The sequence below is a fragment of the Nocardia sp. JCM 34519.1 genome (assembly GCF_020361265.1).
GTDB lineage: Bacteria > Actinomycetota > Actinomycetes > Mycobacteriales > Mycobacteriaceae > Nocardia > Nocardia arthritidis_A.
This window is the reverse complement of record NZ_JAIRBR010000008.1, coordinates 153,258-168,130: the sequence shown is the minus strand read 5'-3', so window position 1 is coordinate 168,130 and position 14,873 is coordinate 153,258. Positions and strand designations below refer to the sequence as shown.

Here is a 14,873-nt window from a genome sequence, read left to right as displayed (position 1 = left end):
AAAAGGAGCCGTCCATGCGTGCAGTCGTCATCGAGCGATTCGGGGAACCCGAGGAGGTTTTGACCACCGCCGAGCGCCCGTTGCCCGAACCCGCACCCGGCGAGGTGCGAATCCGTTTGGCGCTGAGCCCAATTCACAACCACGATCTCGCGATCGTGCGCGGCGTCTACGGTTACAAGCCGCAGCTGCCCGCCATCCCCGGCACCGAGGGCGTCGGCCGGATCGATGCGCTCGGAGATGGCGTGACCGGGCTGGAAATCGGTCAGCGCGTTGCCGTTTCGGGCGCGCAGGCGGTGTGGGCCGAATACTTCGTCGCCAAGGCCGCGCAGCTGGTGCCGGTGCCGGATGCGGTATCGGACGAGACGGCGAGCCAGCTGCTGGCAATGCCGTTGAGCGCCTTGATGTTGCTGGAGGATCTGCGGCTGTCGGCCGGTGACTGGATGGTGATCAACGCGGCCAACGGCGCGGTCGGTCGTCTGGTGAACGTGCTCGCGCGGCAGCGCGGCATCAACGTGCTCAACCTGGTGCGTGGTCCCGCGTCGGTGAAATCGTTGGGGGAGTTGGGTTTCGAGCCGGTGATCGATACCGAGTCGGCCGACTGGCTCGAACAGGCCGCCGCGGCGGGCGGACCGATCACCCGCGCCGTCGATCAGGTCGGCGGGCCCGCCGCCGACGATCTGCTATCCCTGCTCGCACCCGGTGGTGAGCTCATCTCCTTCGGCGCGCTGTCCGGTAAGCCGCTCATCGTCAATCCGGGTGGGCTCATCTTCAAACAGGCCGTGGTGAAAGGCTTTTGGGGATCCAAGCGGGCCGAGGAGATCGGCGCCGACAACCGTCGCAGGCTGATCACCGAACTGGTCGGCCTGGCCGCCCGCGGCGAGCTGCGGCTCGATATCGAGACCAGCTATCCGCTGGAGTCGGCGGGCGAGGCCGCCGCGGCCAGTGAGCGACCCGGCCGTAATGCGAAAATCGCACTGTCCGTGCGTGATTAAGTTGGCCTCGGCAGGACGCGGCCGAGGAAGTCGACGACATCCGGCCAGGCCGCGTCCACCACGCCGTCGTGATCCGCGGCGGGATAGGTGCGGAACGTGAAATCGACTCCGTTCGCTCGTAGCTGGTCGGTCAGCGCCATACTGGCCGCGATCGGAACGGTGATATCCGCCATGCCGTGCGCGATCAGGATCGGCCGCGAATAGCCAGCGGTCGGCACGGATGCGTACCGCCGCAATCGGTCTCGCAGTGGTCCCGCCGACAGTGGTTGCGCGAGTACCGATCCGAGCGTTTCCGTGCCCACCCGCTGTGCCCACTCCGGTCCGCAGCTGAAGGCCATCCGGTCGAGCAGTTCGGCGCCGTCCGCGGTGAGGTAGGGTCCGAGATCGAAATCCGGTGCGCCGACCCGCATTCCATCGAATACCGCGGCCACCAACCCGACCACCGGGGTCAGCACGGGCAGTGCGGGCGCCTGCGGGCCGAACATCGGCAGCACATTCTCCACATTGGATGCGGGCGCCAGTGCGACGATGCCGCGGAAATCCAGTTCCGGTGCGTAACCGTCGGCGAGGTATCCGCTGTTCAGCGCCGCGTGCCCGCCCTGTGAAAGCCCGGCCACCGCCCAGATATTCGACAACCTCGGGTCGGCGTGCCGGGCGGCTCGCACCAGGTCGATCGTCGCCGTCGCCTCGGTGCGCGACTGCAGGTAGGGGTGCGCCGTTTCCGCGCCGGGACCGAGGCCGACATAGTCCGGAGCGACCACCGCGTAACCGAGATCGACCAGGCGGCGCACCAATTCGGCATCGACGCCGGGACGAGCGGTGAGCCCGCAGGCCGGGCCGAGACCGCGGGTGCCGTGATCCCACGCCACCACCGGCCAGCCCTGCCGCGGCACGGGACCGTCCGGTACGGCGATGATGCCGGTGGCGATTATCGTTGCGCCGGTTGGACTTTCGGTGACGTACCGGATTTTCGCGGTGTCGGCGATGCCGCCCCAGTTCGCGCCCGGCGCGTACGAGGCGACCGAACCGGTCTCGGCCGATTCCGCGTGGGCTGTGAATACATTGCCCGCCAACATTATTCCGACCAATGCGATGACCCCGATACATCGCAGCGCGGCGAATCGTATTCCGCTATATCCAATTATCCTGGGGCTCAATCCAACCTCGATCCTCGAGCACGATCGGTGACCGAATTTAGCGCCACTCGACCGCATGTCGCCGAAACCGGCGACATCTAAAGGACCGATCAGTTGAAATGAACTGTTACGACATCATTTTTGGGGGCCTAGGCCGAAACATCAGGGAGTCCAGGTGATTCGGCCGCCCTGGAAGTCCTGCGCCTTGCCGCCGTTGTAGTCGTACTCGTCGCTGGTGGGGAAGCCGTACGAACCGTTCTCGCCGCCGCGCAGTGCCCAGTTGTCGCGGATCGCGCCCCAGACGACGTGCGCGCCGGTGCGGGCCGACCAGTAGATCGCGCCGCCGGGGAAGAGGTTGTACCGGCCCTTGTTATTGGCGGCGGAGGCCTCATCGGAGATGGGGAAGCCGAGCGGACCGCTCTCCCAGCCGTATGCGGCCCACTTGTCCCGGATCGCGCCGCCGATCTGATGCGCGCCGGTACCGACCGACCAGTACACCGAACCGCCCTGGAAATGGTTGTAGCGGCCGGGATTCCTCGGCGTCGACTGCTCGTCGGTCACCGGAAAGCCGAGTACGCCGGATTCGCCGGCGAGGCCGCGCCACTTGTCCTGGATCGCGCCGCCCACCTGATGCGCGTCGACGTCGCCGCGCCAGTAGATCGCGCCGCCGCGCTCGAAGGTCTGGAATCGGCCGCCCGCGGCGGCATCGAGTTCGGCGGAGGTGGGATCGCCGAAGAACGCGCCACCACCGAGCTGGTCGTATTTCACCTCGATTGCGCCGCCGACGTCGAACGGCCCGATCGGGCGCGCCGCCGCGGTACCCGCGACGGTGGTGAGTACGGCGGCCGCCGCCGTCACGGCCAACGCGCCGCGCGCGGTCGAACGGTTTCTCGGACGTAGCGATACCACGGGCTCTCCTCGATCGAAGGTGTTCGGTGGCGCAGGCGGCGGCCCGTGCTCCGCTGCACATCCGGCCGCGCGCCTGGTCGGGCCTGCGGCGCGACCACGCACTGTATCGGCGGTCGTTGCCGAATCGTTACCGTAGTTCTCCGGGCTGTTCCGGCAGTTCCGGATCGCCCAACTCCTCGAGATCCGCGAGCCGGGTATGCACGAACGCCGCGACCCGATGCCGCGCGGCCACTGACAGCCGCTCGATATCAGCACCGGACAATACATTCGGCCCCAACCCGGATCCCGCCCCGGGTTCGCCCGCATCGGGCACCACCGCCAAATGGTCGGCCCGCGGCACCGACATCGGCCGGTCCGGCTCATCCGGATCGGTCGCCGCGACCGCGGTGCGAACCATGCGCCGACCATAACCCCACCCAACCCTCCCGGTCGAGGACCGAATCCGCCAAACCAACCGGTACGACACAACATTGGCTGCGGTCGCGCCCGAAAGCCATGGCTGGTTGTGGCAGTGGGGTGCTATCGTTCCGACGTCGCCGGACTGTCCGGTATGGCCGGTATACATGGGGGGCTTCCGTGTTCAATTGGTATGTAGCGCTTCTCGCGGTCAGTGGCACCGTCATGATCGCGATGGCGCTGGTCAAGGACGGGCAAAGCCCGACTTCGCGCATGCTCAACGGCATCTTCGGGGTCGTGTACCTCGGCTACGCCGCCTATCTCGTCTTCTTCTTCGACGGCGGCTCGTACCTGATCTTCTTCCAGGCCTTCATCCTGCCGGTGCTGATGGTGGTCAACTTCCTTCGAACCCGAACCCCGCGCCCGAAACTGACCGAGACCCAAAAGGCATGGCGCGACCATCAGCGTTCCAACGGGGATCGGTAGACCGGCCCGCGTATCTGCATTACTCGGTCTTGGAGGTGCCTGATGGAGGAGATTCCGGAGAACCCGGTGCCGGACGCACTATCGGACCTGAGTCGGCACCTGCGGATAGTCGGCCCGCGGACGTGGCCGCCCGCATGGTTCGGGAGTATCGAGGGCGACGGTAGGTCCGTTGCCGCGCGAAGCGAAGAGCTGTTCGGCGATGATTTCGGACGGTAGCCGCGATCGCCCGCGACCAGGGACTTCGAGCTCTGCACGGGACACCCATTTGGCCGATCGGTCGCTGTTGGTGCCGACGCCAATGCTCGGCGAGGTGGGATATCTGCTCGGAAAGTTGGGCGGGGCGCGGGTGAGGTCGCGATTCCGCGGTCGGTCGGCGAACGGGATTTCATCACCGTCGATCCGACCGAAGCCGACTTTCGGCGGCGGCGGATTCGATCGAGCGGTGCGCCGATCCTGCCGTCTGGGCGCCTGCGATGCGGTGGTTGTGGCTGGTGCGGAGAGCGAATGGGGTTTGCCGAGGTGGCGACGCTGAATCATCGCCCACCTCGAGGTGGTTCGGCCGTCGCGTGCGCGGGCGTTGACACTGTCGCCGTGATGCGGTTCGACCGGGCGAGTGGCCGCGGGTGCGGCGGCTCGCCAGTGGGTCGGCGGGGTGTGCCAGATGCGGGCGGCCGCCGGTCGGTGAGCCCGGGTTGCGGCCGCTGCGGTGCGGACGGTCGGCCGGTCAGCTCAGGCCGAGGGAGATGGTTAGGGCTTCGGCGGTGGTGGGGTAGGTGGTGAGCAGGGGGTTCGAGGTGATGGGGGTCGGTTGGGACCAGGTGGGTTCGTGGCCCAGCAGGATGGCCAGGGCGTCGCAGGTGGTGGGATGGGTGGTTAAGAGGTCGGTGGCGGGGCCGCGGGGTGCGGGTGGAAGTTGTTCGGGGGGTTCGGGGTTTGCCGACCACGGAGGTGTCCAGGTGTCGATGGCGGTGACGGTGGGTGGGAAGGTGCGGGCCGCTTCGCGGACGAGGGCGGGGACCATATCGGCGGCTTGGTCGCGCAGTGTGGTGATGAGCGTCGGCAGCCATGGGAGGAGCACACGGTCGGGGAGGCGGCCGAAGGCTTTCGAAAGAAGCTCGACGACAAAGGGTTTCAGTGTGGGAGCCGGATCGATGGCCTGAACGAAGCCGCCGATGTACTGCGGGAAGGACGGCAGCACGAGCGGATTGGCCAGCATGGCGTCGCAGCGCTCGCGCAGCTCGGGAAGGGTGAGCAGGCCGAGTTGGAAACGGGCCGCCCAGAGCAGGGCGACCTTGGCCGGAGCCTCCGGATGGGATTGGCGCACCGCGAGTTCCAGCTGCGTGTGGTCGCAGCCGAGGGACAGGGCGAGATGCTCCATGCCGAACAGGAAGCCGAGCATGGCCGCGACCTGACCGGTACCGGTGTCCTCGGCGGTGAAGGCGGTGGGCAGCAGCGTGCAGTAGTGGGCGTACCCCGCGGTGACGAATCTGCCGCACCATTCCGGTAACCCATCGGCGGTGGTGCGGAAGTAGTTGAGCAGCAATCTGATTCGACGCAGCACCAGCGGCGCGTCGTCCACGCTGCGTTCGGCCGCGAGCAATTCGACGGCGCGGGCGCCGAGCTCATCGGCGAGCCGGGGCGAATTCAGGTACAGCAGAGCGTCTTCCACGGCCGAAAGGGCGATGGCGGCGGTCGCGCCGGATTCGTTGACCGCACGCCGCAACCGCTGCTCCAGCACCTGCTCGACGGTGACGCCCTCGTAGCCGAGCTCCACCAGGGAGCGCTGATATTTGCCGAGGCCGAGATCCCAGCTCTCCTGAATGGATTTCTCGCCGAGCGTCCGCGAACCCATGATCGGCCGAATCGAGTCGTCCGGCAACAACTTTCGCAGCAGCCACAGCAGATCCGAGCAGGGTTGCAGCGCCGGATCGGCGCGCAGATCGAGCAGCGCCCGCTGTATGGTCCGCTTGGACAGGTCGAGACCGAGCGGCCGCAGCCGGTCGAGCACATCGCGGGCCAGCGGCGGCAGCGCCGCATAGCCGACCTGGCCGATCCGGTCGCCGCCGAGCAGGATCTCGCACAGGCGCGCTACATCGCGCCTGCCGGGTACCCGGTCCTTCTCGATGCAGGTGACGGCCGCGTCCTGGAAGTCGTACGGGGTCGGCCGGGCGCGGTTGCGCATACCGGCCAGCAGAATCGATGTCTCGAATACCGCGATCGCGTCGGCGGTGCTGGCCAGGTACCCGTTGCGGCGGGCGAGCCGCACGATATCGACCGACCACTCCAGCAGTTCGGCCTCGTCGAGTGGATCGAGAACCGGCGGCCGCGACAGGAATCCGGACAGCCGGTCGCCCGGTTCCGTATCGTTGGCCACCAGGCCGCGCGTGCGCTTGGTCTTCGGCTGTCCGCCGGGCTGCCCGACCAGCTCGAATGGTTGTAATTTATTGCGCCGCAAGGACTTCGTCCAGGTCGCCGCGGCGATCGACACCGCACCGCCGGTCAGCCCGAACTGCGCCTCGATGGCCGAGTGACTGGATGGGATCAGCCCGTAGTGCCATTTCGTCGCCGAGCGCGGCGTGATCTCGAACGGCACGTCGGCGGACAGTCCGAACTGCTCGACCCGGCTGGCGGCATGGGCGGCCCCGCACACATACATGCACCGCGCCGGATCGGTGCCGGTGGCCGCCAGATGTTCGCGCATTCGCGTCCACATGTACCGTTCCCGGTCCTCGTCGACGGCGGTGCTGTCGCGGCGCAGCCTGCGGAACAGGCTGCCGATCAACACCATCACCTGGCGGTAGGTGTGGTAATCGGCGTCGGCCAGTGGTTGTTCGACGTACTGATCCCACCACTCGGACCAGTGCCGAACCTTGCCGTGGTGCAGCAGGTACTGCTCGAGTTCGGCGAATCGCGGTCGCAGATCCCCGATCTCGATGCCCACGGCCTCGCCGTGCAGCCCGCCGTCCTTTGCCGCGGAATCATCCGACTTGTCGTCTTCCCTTGGCGCCCACTGGAATACGTGATCGATCGAACGGTCCACCAGCACCAGTTCGACACCCGGCGAATCCAGCGCGTACGCGATGGCCTGATATTCGGCCGAGGCCTGGGTGATCGGCGCGACTATCGACAGCGGCGACCACGCGGCGGGAAAGCCGTCGAGTTCGGTGGCGAAGGCCTGCAGTGCCACCGGGAGCCGGCAGTTCCGCAGCTCGTCCAGCAGCGGTCGCAGATCCTCGCACAGCTCCAAATAGATTACTGTCGGCCGCTTTTCGTGCAGACGCCGCACCATGGCCAGCGCCGAGGCCGGCGAATGATGGCATACCGGAAAGATTTCCAGCTCCTCGCCGAGCGCCCGGTCCACATCGTCGACCATGCCGAGCAGCAGATCGCCCGGCACACCGGCGAACTCGGCGGCAGCGGCGGTCAGCTGCTCGCGCAGCGCCGCGAACGGGCTCGACCCGGGTGTCGCGGCATTCACGACAGGCTCGCGATCGCCGCGCGCCCGCCATCGAGGAATTCGGTCCACGCCCCGCCCGCGTTCCTGCTGCGCGGTTCGACGACGCCGTGCAGGTATTTGTTCAGGATGGCCAGATCCTCCGGCGTGCGCCGGGCCAGCGATCCGACCAGCGATCCGGCCAGCGTCTCGGCGCGTAGCACCCGGTCGCCGAAGAACTGGCTGTGCAGGATCGCATCCTCGAGCACGCCGATCTGCTCGGCCGTCGAGAGCGCCGATTCCAGCTTGTCGTCGTCGCCGGTGGCGGCCGCGGCGGCGCTGCGCAGATCGGCGAAACTTTCCAGCAGGATATCCAAAAGCGTTGGCGGCAGGTCCAATTCGATCTGATGCCGACGCAGCAGTTCGGCGGTGCGGAAGCGCACGATCTCGGCCTCGCTGCGTTTGTTGGACACCACCGGAATGCGCACGAAATTGAATCGGCGCTTGAGCGCCGACGAGAGGTCGTTCACGCCGCGGTCGCGGCTGTTCGCGGTGGCGATGACGGCGAATCCGGGCTGTGCGAATACCACGTTGTCGTCGTCGAGTTCGGGAATCGACACGTACTTCTCGGACAGGATCGAGATGAGCGCGTCCTGCACATCGCTGGTGGCGCGGGTCAATTCCTCGAAACGGCCGATCACGCCCCGCTCCATCGCGGTCATGATGGGCGAGGGGATCATCGACTCGCGCGACTGCCCTTTAGCGATGACCATCGAGATATTCCACGAGTATTTGATGTGATCCTCGGTGGTGCCCGCGGTGCCCTGGACGACGAGGGTGGAGTTGCGGCTGATCGCGGCGGCGAGCAGTTCGGCGAGCCAGCTCTTGCCGGTGCCGGGATCGCCGATGAGCAGCAGGCCGCGATCGGAGGCCAGGGTGACGATGCTACGTTCCACGAAACTCCGGTCGCCGAACCATTTCTGATCGATCTGCCGGTCCAGGCCGTCGGACCGCTCGGAGCCGAGTATGAACAGCCGCACCATCTTCGGGCTGAGCCGCCAGGCGAACGGTTTGGGGCCGTCGTCGATGGACTCCAGCCAGTCGAGCTCCTCGGCGTACTTGGTTTCGGCGGGTGCGCGCAGGACGTCGTTCATGGTGGCTCTCCTAGTCGAGAAAGTTCTTGAGTTCGTGCACGAGTTTCTGGATGTGTCCCGAAAGCACCGGGGCGCCAAGGTTTTTGAAGCGCTCACGGAACCACGGGTTGACGCTCTGCTGTCCGGAGCTGTTCACCGAGCCCACCGGGATGAGCTTCACCCCGGAGCGGTGCACCGCCTCCATACTTTCGAACAGCTGCTGACACTCCCATTCGTAGAAATCCGAAATCCACACCAGCACGGTATTTTTCGGATCGGTGATCTTCGGCTGGGCGAGTGTCATGGCGACCCGGCCGTCGGTGCCGCCACCGAGCTGCGTGCGCAGCAGCACCTCGAACGGGTCGTGCACCCACGGGGTCAGGTCCAGCGCCTGGGTGTCGTAGGCGACGAGGTGCACGTCCACCTTCGGCAATCCGGCGAAGATCGAGGCCAGGATGGTGCAGTTCACCATGGCGTCCACCATCGAGCCGGACTGGTCGACCACCACGATCATCTTGGCGGGCACGGTGCGTTTCGCGGTCAGGTGGTAGAAGAGCCGGTCCACGTAGAGGCGCTCGTCCTCCGGATTCCAGTTGGTGAGGTTCTTCCAGATGGTGCGGTCGATATCGAGGTTGCGCAGTATCCGCTTGGGCGGCACCGAGCGGTCGATGACACCCGCGCTGGCCTGGCGCACCTGGGTGCGCAGCACCTCGGCGACCTCGTCGACGAAACGCCGGATCAGCGCCTTGGCATTGGCCAGCGCGACGCCGGACAGATTGTGCTTGTCCCGCAGCAGCTGTTCGATCAGCGACATGCTCGGGGTGAGCTGACCGGCCAACCTCGGGTCCGCGAGCACTTCGCGCAGGCGCATTCTATCGACCAGGTCCGCCTCCAAATCGCCCAGCACGCCGTGTATTCCGGCTGCCTTGCCGGATCCGAGCGAGCGCCGCAGCCAGTTCGCATCCGCCTGCCATCCGGACAGCTGGGCGGCGCTCACCGCGCCCGAGCCGGTCGCGAAGATGTTGAGCAGGAGTTTGGTGGTGAGCGCCGCGGTCCGGACATCGGCCGCGCTGCCGCCTGCGGCAACGGACGTCTCCTCCGAGCTGCCTGCTGATTCCGTTGTGGCACCGTCGGTTTCGGTACCACCGGGATCCAGCGACTCGAATTCGGGTCCGAGTTCCGGAAACCGCTGCACCACCGTATCGATGGATACGCTCGGGTCGAGCAGTGCGACGGGCAGTCCGAGATCCTGGATGATGCCCGCGCTCGCCGTGTCGAGGGTGGGCTGTGGGTCACCGGTGAATACGCCTGCCAGCAGGCGCCAGTAGAGGATCTGGCGGCGGGTTTCGTGGCTGTTCATTTCCGCAGCAACCTTCCCGCCCGCTCGCGCAGCACGGCCACCGCGTCACCCGATTTGGCCTGTGCCTTGGCCACTTTCGGGTCGGTCGGCCCGCACGCCCAGTCGCCGCCGTGCAGCGCGACCGGTTGGCCTTTCGCCTTGCGCTGGATCGCGAGCGGACGCAGGCTCCAGCGACCGTCCCAGCGCAGTAGGCCGATGCACGCGGTGGAACCGGTGACCGCCGCGGCGGTGAGCGGCCCGCTCGACGGCAACCTATCCAGCTCGAGCGCGAGCCGATGTTCGTCCAATTCCAGTGCGCCGTCGGCGATTCGGTATCCCGCGACCAGTACCGGCTCGGCGAGGTGCACCGGATCGCGGTCCAGCGGTGCGGCCGCCGGTGCCGTGGCGGCCGCGAGTTGGATCCGCGCCGTCGCGAACGGGTCCGCCGCATCGCCGAGCTGTGCCCGGTCGTCGTGCCAGATCAGGTCGCCGGTGGCCGTCAGCGGCATATCGGTCAGCTCCAGCGCGCGATGTTCGGCCAGCGCGGTGCGCAGATTCCGGTGGGCGCCGAGCAACTGCCAGACGGCGGGCCCGACGATCGTGTCCACCTTGGCGGCCGAGACGCTGATCCGTACCCGGCGCGAATCCGCGCCGCCGGTTTCCAGGACGCCGTATACCTGGGCCTGTACCGCGGTGCCGTGCTCGTGCATATCGACGCCGAGGATGAGCAACCGGCCGGAGACCGCCTCCGCCGCAACGGAATCGCCACTGCGCCACGTCAATAGGAGTGCCCGCGCCCATAGGTCGGCCCAGCGGCGCGCCGGTAGCCGATCCATCGTCGCGATCGGGCAGGAGGCGGCGAGTTCGGCGGCGAATCCGTCGAGCAGCACCGCGAGCCTGTGCCGCGTCGGGTCGGCGAGCAGCGCGGCGACGGTCTGGTCGGCCGACGACACCAGGTCCAGGTCGACACCGCGCCAACCCGTGATGGCCAACTCGCCCAACCACGACCGGCAGCCGATCGCGAGCTGGCTTGGGACACCGCCACTTTCATGATCGGCAGGATCCCAGGCCGCTCTGCTCCGGTTCAGTGCGGTATCGAACCGGTCCAGCAGCGCGTCGTGCGTCGCACCGAGCAGGGCGGCGCGCGCGGCGGCCAGCGCGCTCAGCTGATCCGCGCCGATCGCGCCCGCGTTCACCTTCGCCACCGCCTCCGAAACCGGAACGGCCAGTGGGGATCCGGCCACCGCACCGGCCAGCGCATGCAGTGCCGCCGCCTGCCGATCGCCGACTCTGGCGAGCCCGTCGGCCAGCGCGTCGTCGAATCCGGCCAGCACATCCTGGGCGGCGGACACACCCTCCGGCGAGTCGCCGAGCAGTTCGCCCAATTGCGCACCGAACATCAGCGCACCCCCGCGGCCGGGAACCAATGCAGTTCGGGGATGGGTGTGACAGCGCCGGGCAGCTCCAGATAGGCCAGATGCCGCAGGAACCGGTCGAATACCGCGGCCGCCGGTGCCGGTTCGCGAGTTCCGTTGAGGCAGTTGGCAAGCCGAGCGCCCTCGGGCACCTCGACCCGCAGGTATTTCGCCACCCGGTCCAACCCGTACTGCAGCACCGCCTCGTCGCACAGGGCGTCGAGATGTTTGCAGGTGTAGGAGCCGGACAGACCGCCACACGGCCGATTGTTGTTGGTGCTACAGCTCAACCCGTGGGTGCTCGCGGTCACCGAGGCCACGTAGACCCGTGAGATATCGGACCCGCTGGACACGACGCCCTGCAGCCTGCCGTCGGCGAGCTCGACGAACGGAACCTTCGCCAACTTGCGCGGCGCGACGGCGGGCAGCACCGCCACCACCGCCGCACGTGCCCAATCCGCTTCGGCATCACTCGAATTCGAGACCATCGTTTCCCTCCCGTTCGGTCGCGATGCCGTTGAACGTAGGCGATGCCACCGACAAGTTTCGTCGAGCGTCAGCGATACCGCCGTTCGACGACCCGTTCCCGCGCGCGCCGCCGCCGGTACCAGACCGTCCAGACGATCAGCACCGCGATCAGCACCAGCTCCACTGCGGGCGAGAGGCCGGCGCTGAGCGGGATGGGCAGCAGGAAGATCAGTGCGACGCGCACCAGCGACTCCGTCGTCAGCGCGCAGCCCCATACCGTGGTCTGCACTCGGTGGTCGATCAATTGGCTTGGGCTGGTGGAGGTTTCGCCGTGTAGTCGGCGGGCGAGATAGGCGGTGGCGGGTTGGGCGGTCAGGCAGCTGCCGAGGAAGGCGAGGCCCGCCGCGGCGCTGACGATCGGGTCGCGCAGCAGCACCAGGCGCGGATCATCGGTGGCCGCGGCCAGCGCGAGCATCAATGCGTAGGTGGCCATCATGATGGAGGCGAGCGCATCCACCTTGCGGGTGCGGACCATGCCGACGCCGAGCCATAGGCCGGCGGTCACCGTCGCGATGACGAGCGAGCGGACCACCTCGACACCCGCCGCCTGGGTGAGGTAGAAGGCTGCCGGTGAAACGCCGAGATCCAAAGCGAGCCAGGCGATCCTGCGCAACCCCGCCGGTTTCACCGCGGGCTGCCGACCAGAGCCGCAGGCAATTGCCTTGTCGCGCAATGGATATTGCCGCCGCCGAGTAACAGGTCGCGGGTCGGGATCGGGACGGTGTCCCGCTCCGGGAACAGCCTGCCGAGGATGGCGACGGCCTCGTCGTCGGTCGCCGGATCGAGCTGCGGAACCAGTACCGCGCCATTGGCGAGATAGAAGTTGCAGTAGGAGCCCGCCAGCCGATTCCCGGTCTGGTTCCGCGAGGTACCGATATCGGTGCCCGAATTCTCCTCGGCGGTCATATGGAGCGGGCCGGGAATCGGAATCTTGGTGACGGTCAACGGGTTTCCGTTCGCATCGGTCTCGCGTTCGAGAATTTCCAGTGCCGCCGTGCTGCGGGCAACCGTCGACATCGAGCATTCCACCCTCGAACACCACCGGCGCCCGGTACTGGTCGAGCCGTTCCAGGCGGGCATCCGGAAGCCGTCGGCGGCCGGTGTGCCGGTGAGTTCGGTTCGCATCGGTTCTCCTCCTGGTTCATACACACGTATGACAATTTGACGGTAGGAGATGTGACCGGCTAATACGATCGTATGAAAGGAGGACGCGGCACCCTACCGGCGGAGGAGGCGCGATGACCGATCGACGCGGCCAACTGCTGGACCGCTTCGCCGACGCCATCGCCGACGGCGGCATCGAGGGCGTCAGCATCCGCGACCTCGCCGCTCGCGCGCAGGTCTCGATCGGCACCGTGCAGTACTACTTCGCCACCAAGGCCGATCTGCTCATGGCCGCCTGGCAGCACATGCGCGACCAGGCCGACGCGCGCTTGCGCCGATCCGGGATCGCCGACCTCGAACCCGGCGAAATGCTGTTCGGCCTCGCCGAATTCCTGTTGCCGCCGACGCGGGAGGACCGGCTTTCCCGGGTGTGGCTGGCGCTGGTCGCCCGCGCCGCGCACGACCGGCGGATCGCCGAGGTGCACCGGGAGCAGTGGCGGGAGACCGAGGATCTGCTCGCCAGGGTGTTGGCCCGCGCCAACCCGGCCCGCGAAGCCGAATCACGCGATGCCGCAGCGGAATTGCTGGCGCTGCTGGACGGGTTGGCCATCGCGGTGCTCACCGAGCCCGCGCGGGTCGCGCCCGAACGGGCCCGGCGCATCGCCCGCGGCTGGGTCCGCGCCTGGCTCGGCTGAACCGGGTCAGTGCTCGAAGATGCCGTCCCGCATGCTCGGCGGCAATCCGATGATCAACTGCGACACCTGCCTGCGCACCTGGCCGACCCGCAGTTCGGTCGGCAGCGACTGCCAGACCCGGCGGATCAGCTCGCGGGCGTGATCGAGTTGTCCCTGGCGTTCCAGCAGTGCGGCCAGATCCAGATCCAGCAGCGAGCGCCCGACCTGATCCTTCTGCGCCATCGGCAATTCCAGCACCCGGTTGCGCAATTCCTCGGCGGCGCGCCAATCGCCGATCGAACTCAGCGCGTGCGACTGATGCCAGCGCAGGATGTATTCGGAGGTGCCGAGGTTGTCGTCGGCGGTGGACTCCGAGGGCAGCGCGGCGAACAGCCGGTCGGCGTTGGAGATCGCGACGAAGGTCTCCCGGCGTCTGCCGATCCTGGCCTGGATGCCCGCCTCGGCCAGCAGTCCGAAAACCGTTGCCGGAGTTGGTTCGGACCCGCTCGCCGCCTGCGCCGAGCGGGCCGCGGCCAGGCCCTGGTCGAGCGCGTGCCGGTAACACTCGTGCCCGTGCGCCAGATGCCCGTCCAACCAGGCCTCCAGTAGCGGATCTCCGGCGCGGCGGGCGGCCCGGCGCGATTTGTAGAACCACGGGAAGGTGTCGTGGATATCGGCGACATCGTTGAGCCGGAAGGCGACGAATCCGGCGAGAATGGATTCCACCCTGCGCAGCCGCCGCTGCACCTCGGGAGTTTGATCGGACAGCAGCAGCTGCTGAATCCTGGCCAATTCCCGGATCCGCGCCGGAATGTATTCCGAAGGCGGCAGCACGTACACGAGATAACCGCTGCGCTCCGCGCTCTCCTCCAGGGTGCGCAGCGATTCGGTCGTGCTGGTGATCGCCTGGGACCGTTCGGGTTTCGACAGCGGCGGCGTATCCGGTTCGGAGTAATCGCTGCCGAAGCCGAGCCGGTCCGGGCGGGTCCGGTACAAACGGCACAGCGCGTCCAGGAATTGGTAGGACGGCATATCGAGGCCGGTCTCCCAGCGCGAAACGCTTTGATGAGATAAGCAGCGTCCCGCCGCACCGCCCGCGATGAGCAGCGGTTGCAATCGTTCAGCGACCTCGACGAGGGTGTAGCCGTGCGCTATGCGGTGCGCGCGCAACAGCGAAACCCCGCAATGTGATCGAACCGCCTGTACCGTTTCCCAGGTCGAACCTCCGGCGGCGGCTTGTTCCCGCGCGACCTTGCGGCCGCACGCGAAACTGTGCTGGCTCCTCACGGCATCTCCAGATCATGGGCCTGTTCCCCTTTTGGCTGGAC

General features: G+C 67.4%; 14 protein-coding genes. 3 read left to right on the top strand and 11 right to left on the bottom strand.

The genetic code is table 11. The annotated features are described in order from the left end of the window. The first annotated feature begins 14 nt into the window (after positions 1-14). Complete coding sequence (locus LGY53_RS21295; protein ID WP_225728448.1) at positions 15-992, top strand: zinc-binding dehydrogenase; 978 nt, start codon at positions 15-17, stop codon at positions 990-992. Here LGY53_RS21295 and LGY53_RS21290 read toward each other — a convergent pair. The 3 genes from LGY53_RS21290 to LGY53_RS21280 all read right to left on the bottom strand — a co-directional run bounded on the left by LGY53_RS21290 (position 989) and on the right by LGY53_RS21280 (position 3,434). Further along, entirely contained in the window at positions 989-2,068 is a 1,080-nt protein-coding gene (locus tag LGY53_RS21290; protein ID WP_225728447.1) for a S9 family peptidase, read from the bottom strand. The genes LGY53_RS21295 and LGY53_RS21290 overlap by 4 nt on opposite strands. 222 nt (positions 2,069-2,290) lie before the next feature. Next, positions 2,291-3,037 (bottom strand): LGFP repeat-containing protein, encoded by a 747-nt coding sequence (locus LGY53_RS21285; protein WP_225728446.1) that lies wholly within the window; start codon positions 3,035-3,037, stop codon positions 2,291-2,293. Between the two features lie 127 nt (positions 3,038-3,164). Continuing rightward, positions 3,165-3,434, bottom strand: a complete 270-nt coding sequence (locus LGY53_RS21280; protein ID WP_225728445.1) for a hypothetical protein — start codon at positions 3,432-3,434, stop codon at positions 3,165-3,167. A 224-nt stretch (positions 3,435-3,658) separates the two neighbouring features. Between LGY53_RS21280 and LGY53_RS21275 the strand changes: the two genes are divergently transcribed. After that, positions 3,659-3,919: a hypothetical protein gene (locus LGY53_RS21275; RefSeq protein WP_225728444.1), complete on the top strand. Its 261-nt coding sequence runs from the start codon at positions 3,659-3,661 to the stop codon at positions 3,917-3,919. Positions 3,920-4,643: 724 nt separating this feature from the next. Here LGY53_RS21275 and LGY53_RS21270 read toward each other — a convergent pair. The 7 genes from LGY53_RS21270 to LGY53_RS21240 all read right to left on the bottom strand — a co-directional run bounded on the left by LGY53_RS21270 (position 4,644) and on the right by LGY53_RS21240 (position 12,892). Next, a complete protein-coding gene (locus LGY53_RS21270; RefSeq protein WP_225728443.1) occupies positions 4,644-7,397 on the bottom strand; it encodes a DUF5682 family protein in 2,754 nt (917 codons plus the stop codon). After that, complete coding sequence (locus tag LGY53_RS21265; RefSeq protein WP_225728442.1) at positions 7,394-8,506, bottom strand: AAA family ATPase; 1,113 nt, start codon at positions 8,504-8,506, stop codon at positions 7,394-7,396. Before LGY53_RS21265 ends, LGY53_RS21270 begins: the two co-directional genes overlap by 4 nt. Before the next feature lie 10 nt (positions 8,507-8,516). Continuing rightward, positions 8,517-9,845 carry a VWA domain-containing protein gene (locus LGY53_RS21260; protein WP_225728441.1) on the bottom strand — a complete coding sequence of 443 codons (1,329 nt, stop codon included), beginning with the start codon at positions 9,843-9,845 and terminating at the stop codon, positions 8,517-8,519. After that, a complete protein-coding gene (locus LGY53_RS21255; protein WP_225728440.1) occupies positions 9,842-11,224 on the bottom strand; it encodes a hypothetical protein in 1,383 nt (460 codons plus the stop codon). The genes LGY53_RS21260 and LGY53_RS21255 overlap by 4 nt, the downstream gene beginning before the upstream one ends. Further along, positions 11,224-11,727 (bottom strand): hypothetical protein, encoded by a 504-nt coding sequence (locus tag LGY53_RS21250; RefSeq protein ID WP_167472708.1) that lies wholly within the window; start codon positions 11,725-11,727, stop codon positions 11,224-11,226. The genes LGY53_RS21255 and LGY53_RS21250 overlap by 1 nt, the downstream gene beginning before the upstream one ends. A 68-nt stretch (positions 11,728-11,795) precedes the next feature. Beyond that, the gene (locus tag LGY53_RS21245; protein WP_225728439.1) at positions 11,796-12,395 is read right to left on the bottom strand and encodes a VC0807 family protein; all 600 of its coding nucleotides are present in this window, start codon (positions 12,393-12,395) and stop codon (positions 11,796-11,798) included. Then, positions 12,392-12,892, bottom strand: coding sequence for an agmatine deiminase family protein (locus LGY53_RS21240; protein ID WP_225728438.1), 501 nt, complete (start codon positions 12,890-12,892; stop codon positions 12,392-12,394). Before LGY53_RS21240 ends, LGY53_RS21245 begins: the two co-directional genes overlap by 4 nt. A gap of 113 nt (positions 12,893-13,005) precedes the next feature. Here LGY53_RS21240 and LGY53_RS21235 point away from each other — a divergent pair, with 113 nt between their 5' ends. Next, positions 13,006-13,566: a TetR/AcrR family transcriptional regulator gene (locus LGY53_RS21235; RefSeq protein ID WP_225728437.1), complete on the top strand. Its 561-nt coding sequence runs from the start codon at positions 13,006-13,008 to the stop codon at positions 13,564-13,566. A 6-nt stretch (positions 13,567-13,572) separates the two neighbouring features. Here LGY53_RS21235 and LGY53_RS21230 read toward each other — a convergent pair whose 3' ends face one another. Beyond that, a complete protein-coding gene (locus LGY53_RS21230) occupies positions 13,573-14,832 on the bottom strand; it encodes a helix-turn-helix domain-containing protein (RefSeq protein ID WP_225728436.1) in 1,260 nt (419 codons plus the stop codon). Positions 14,833-14,873: the final 41 nt, after the last annotated feature.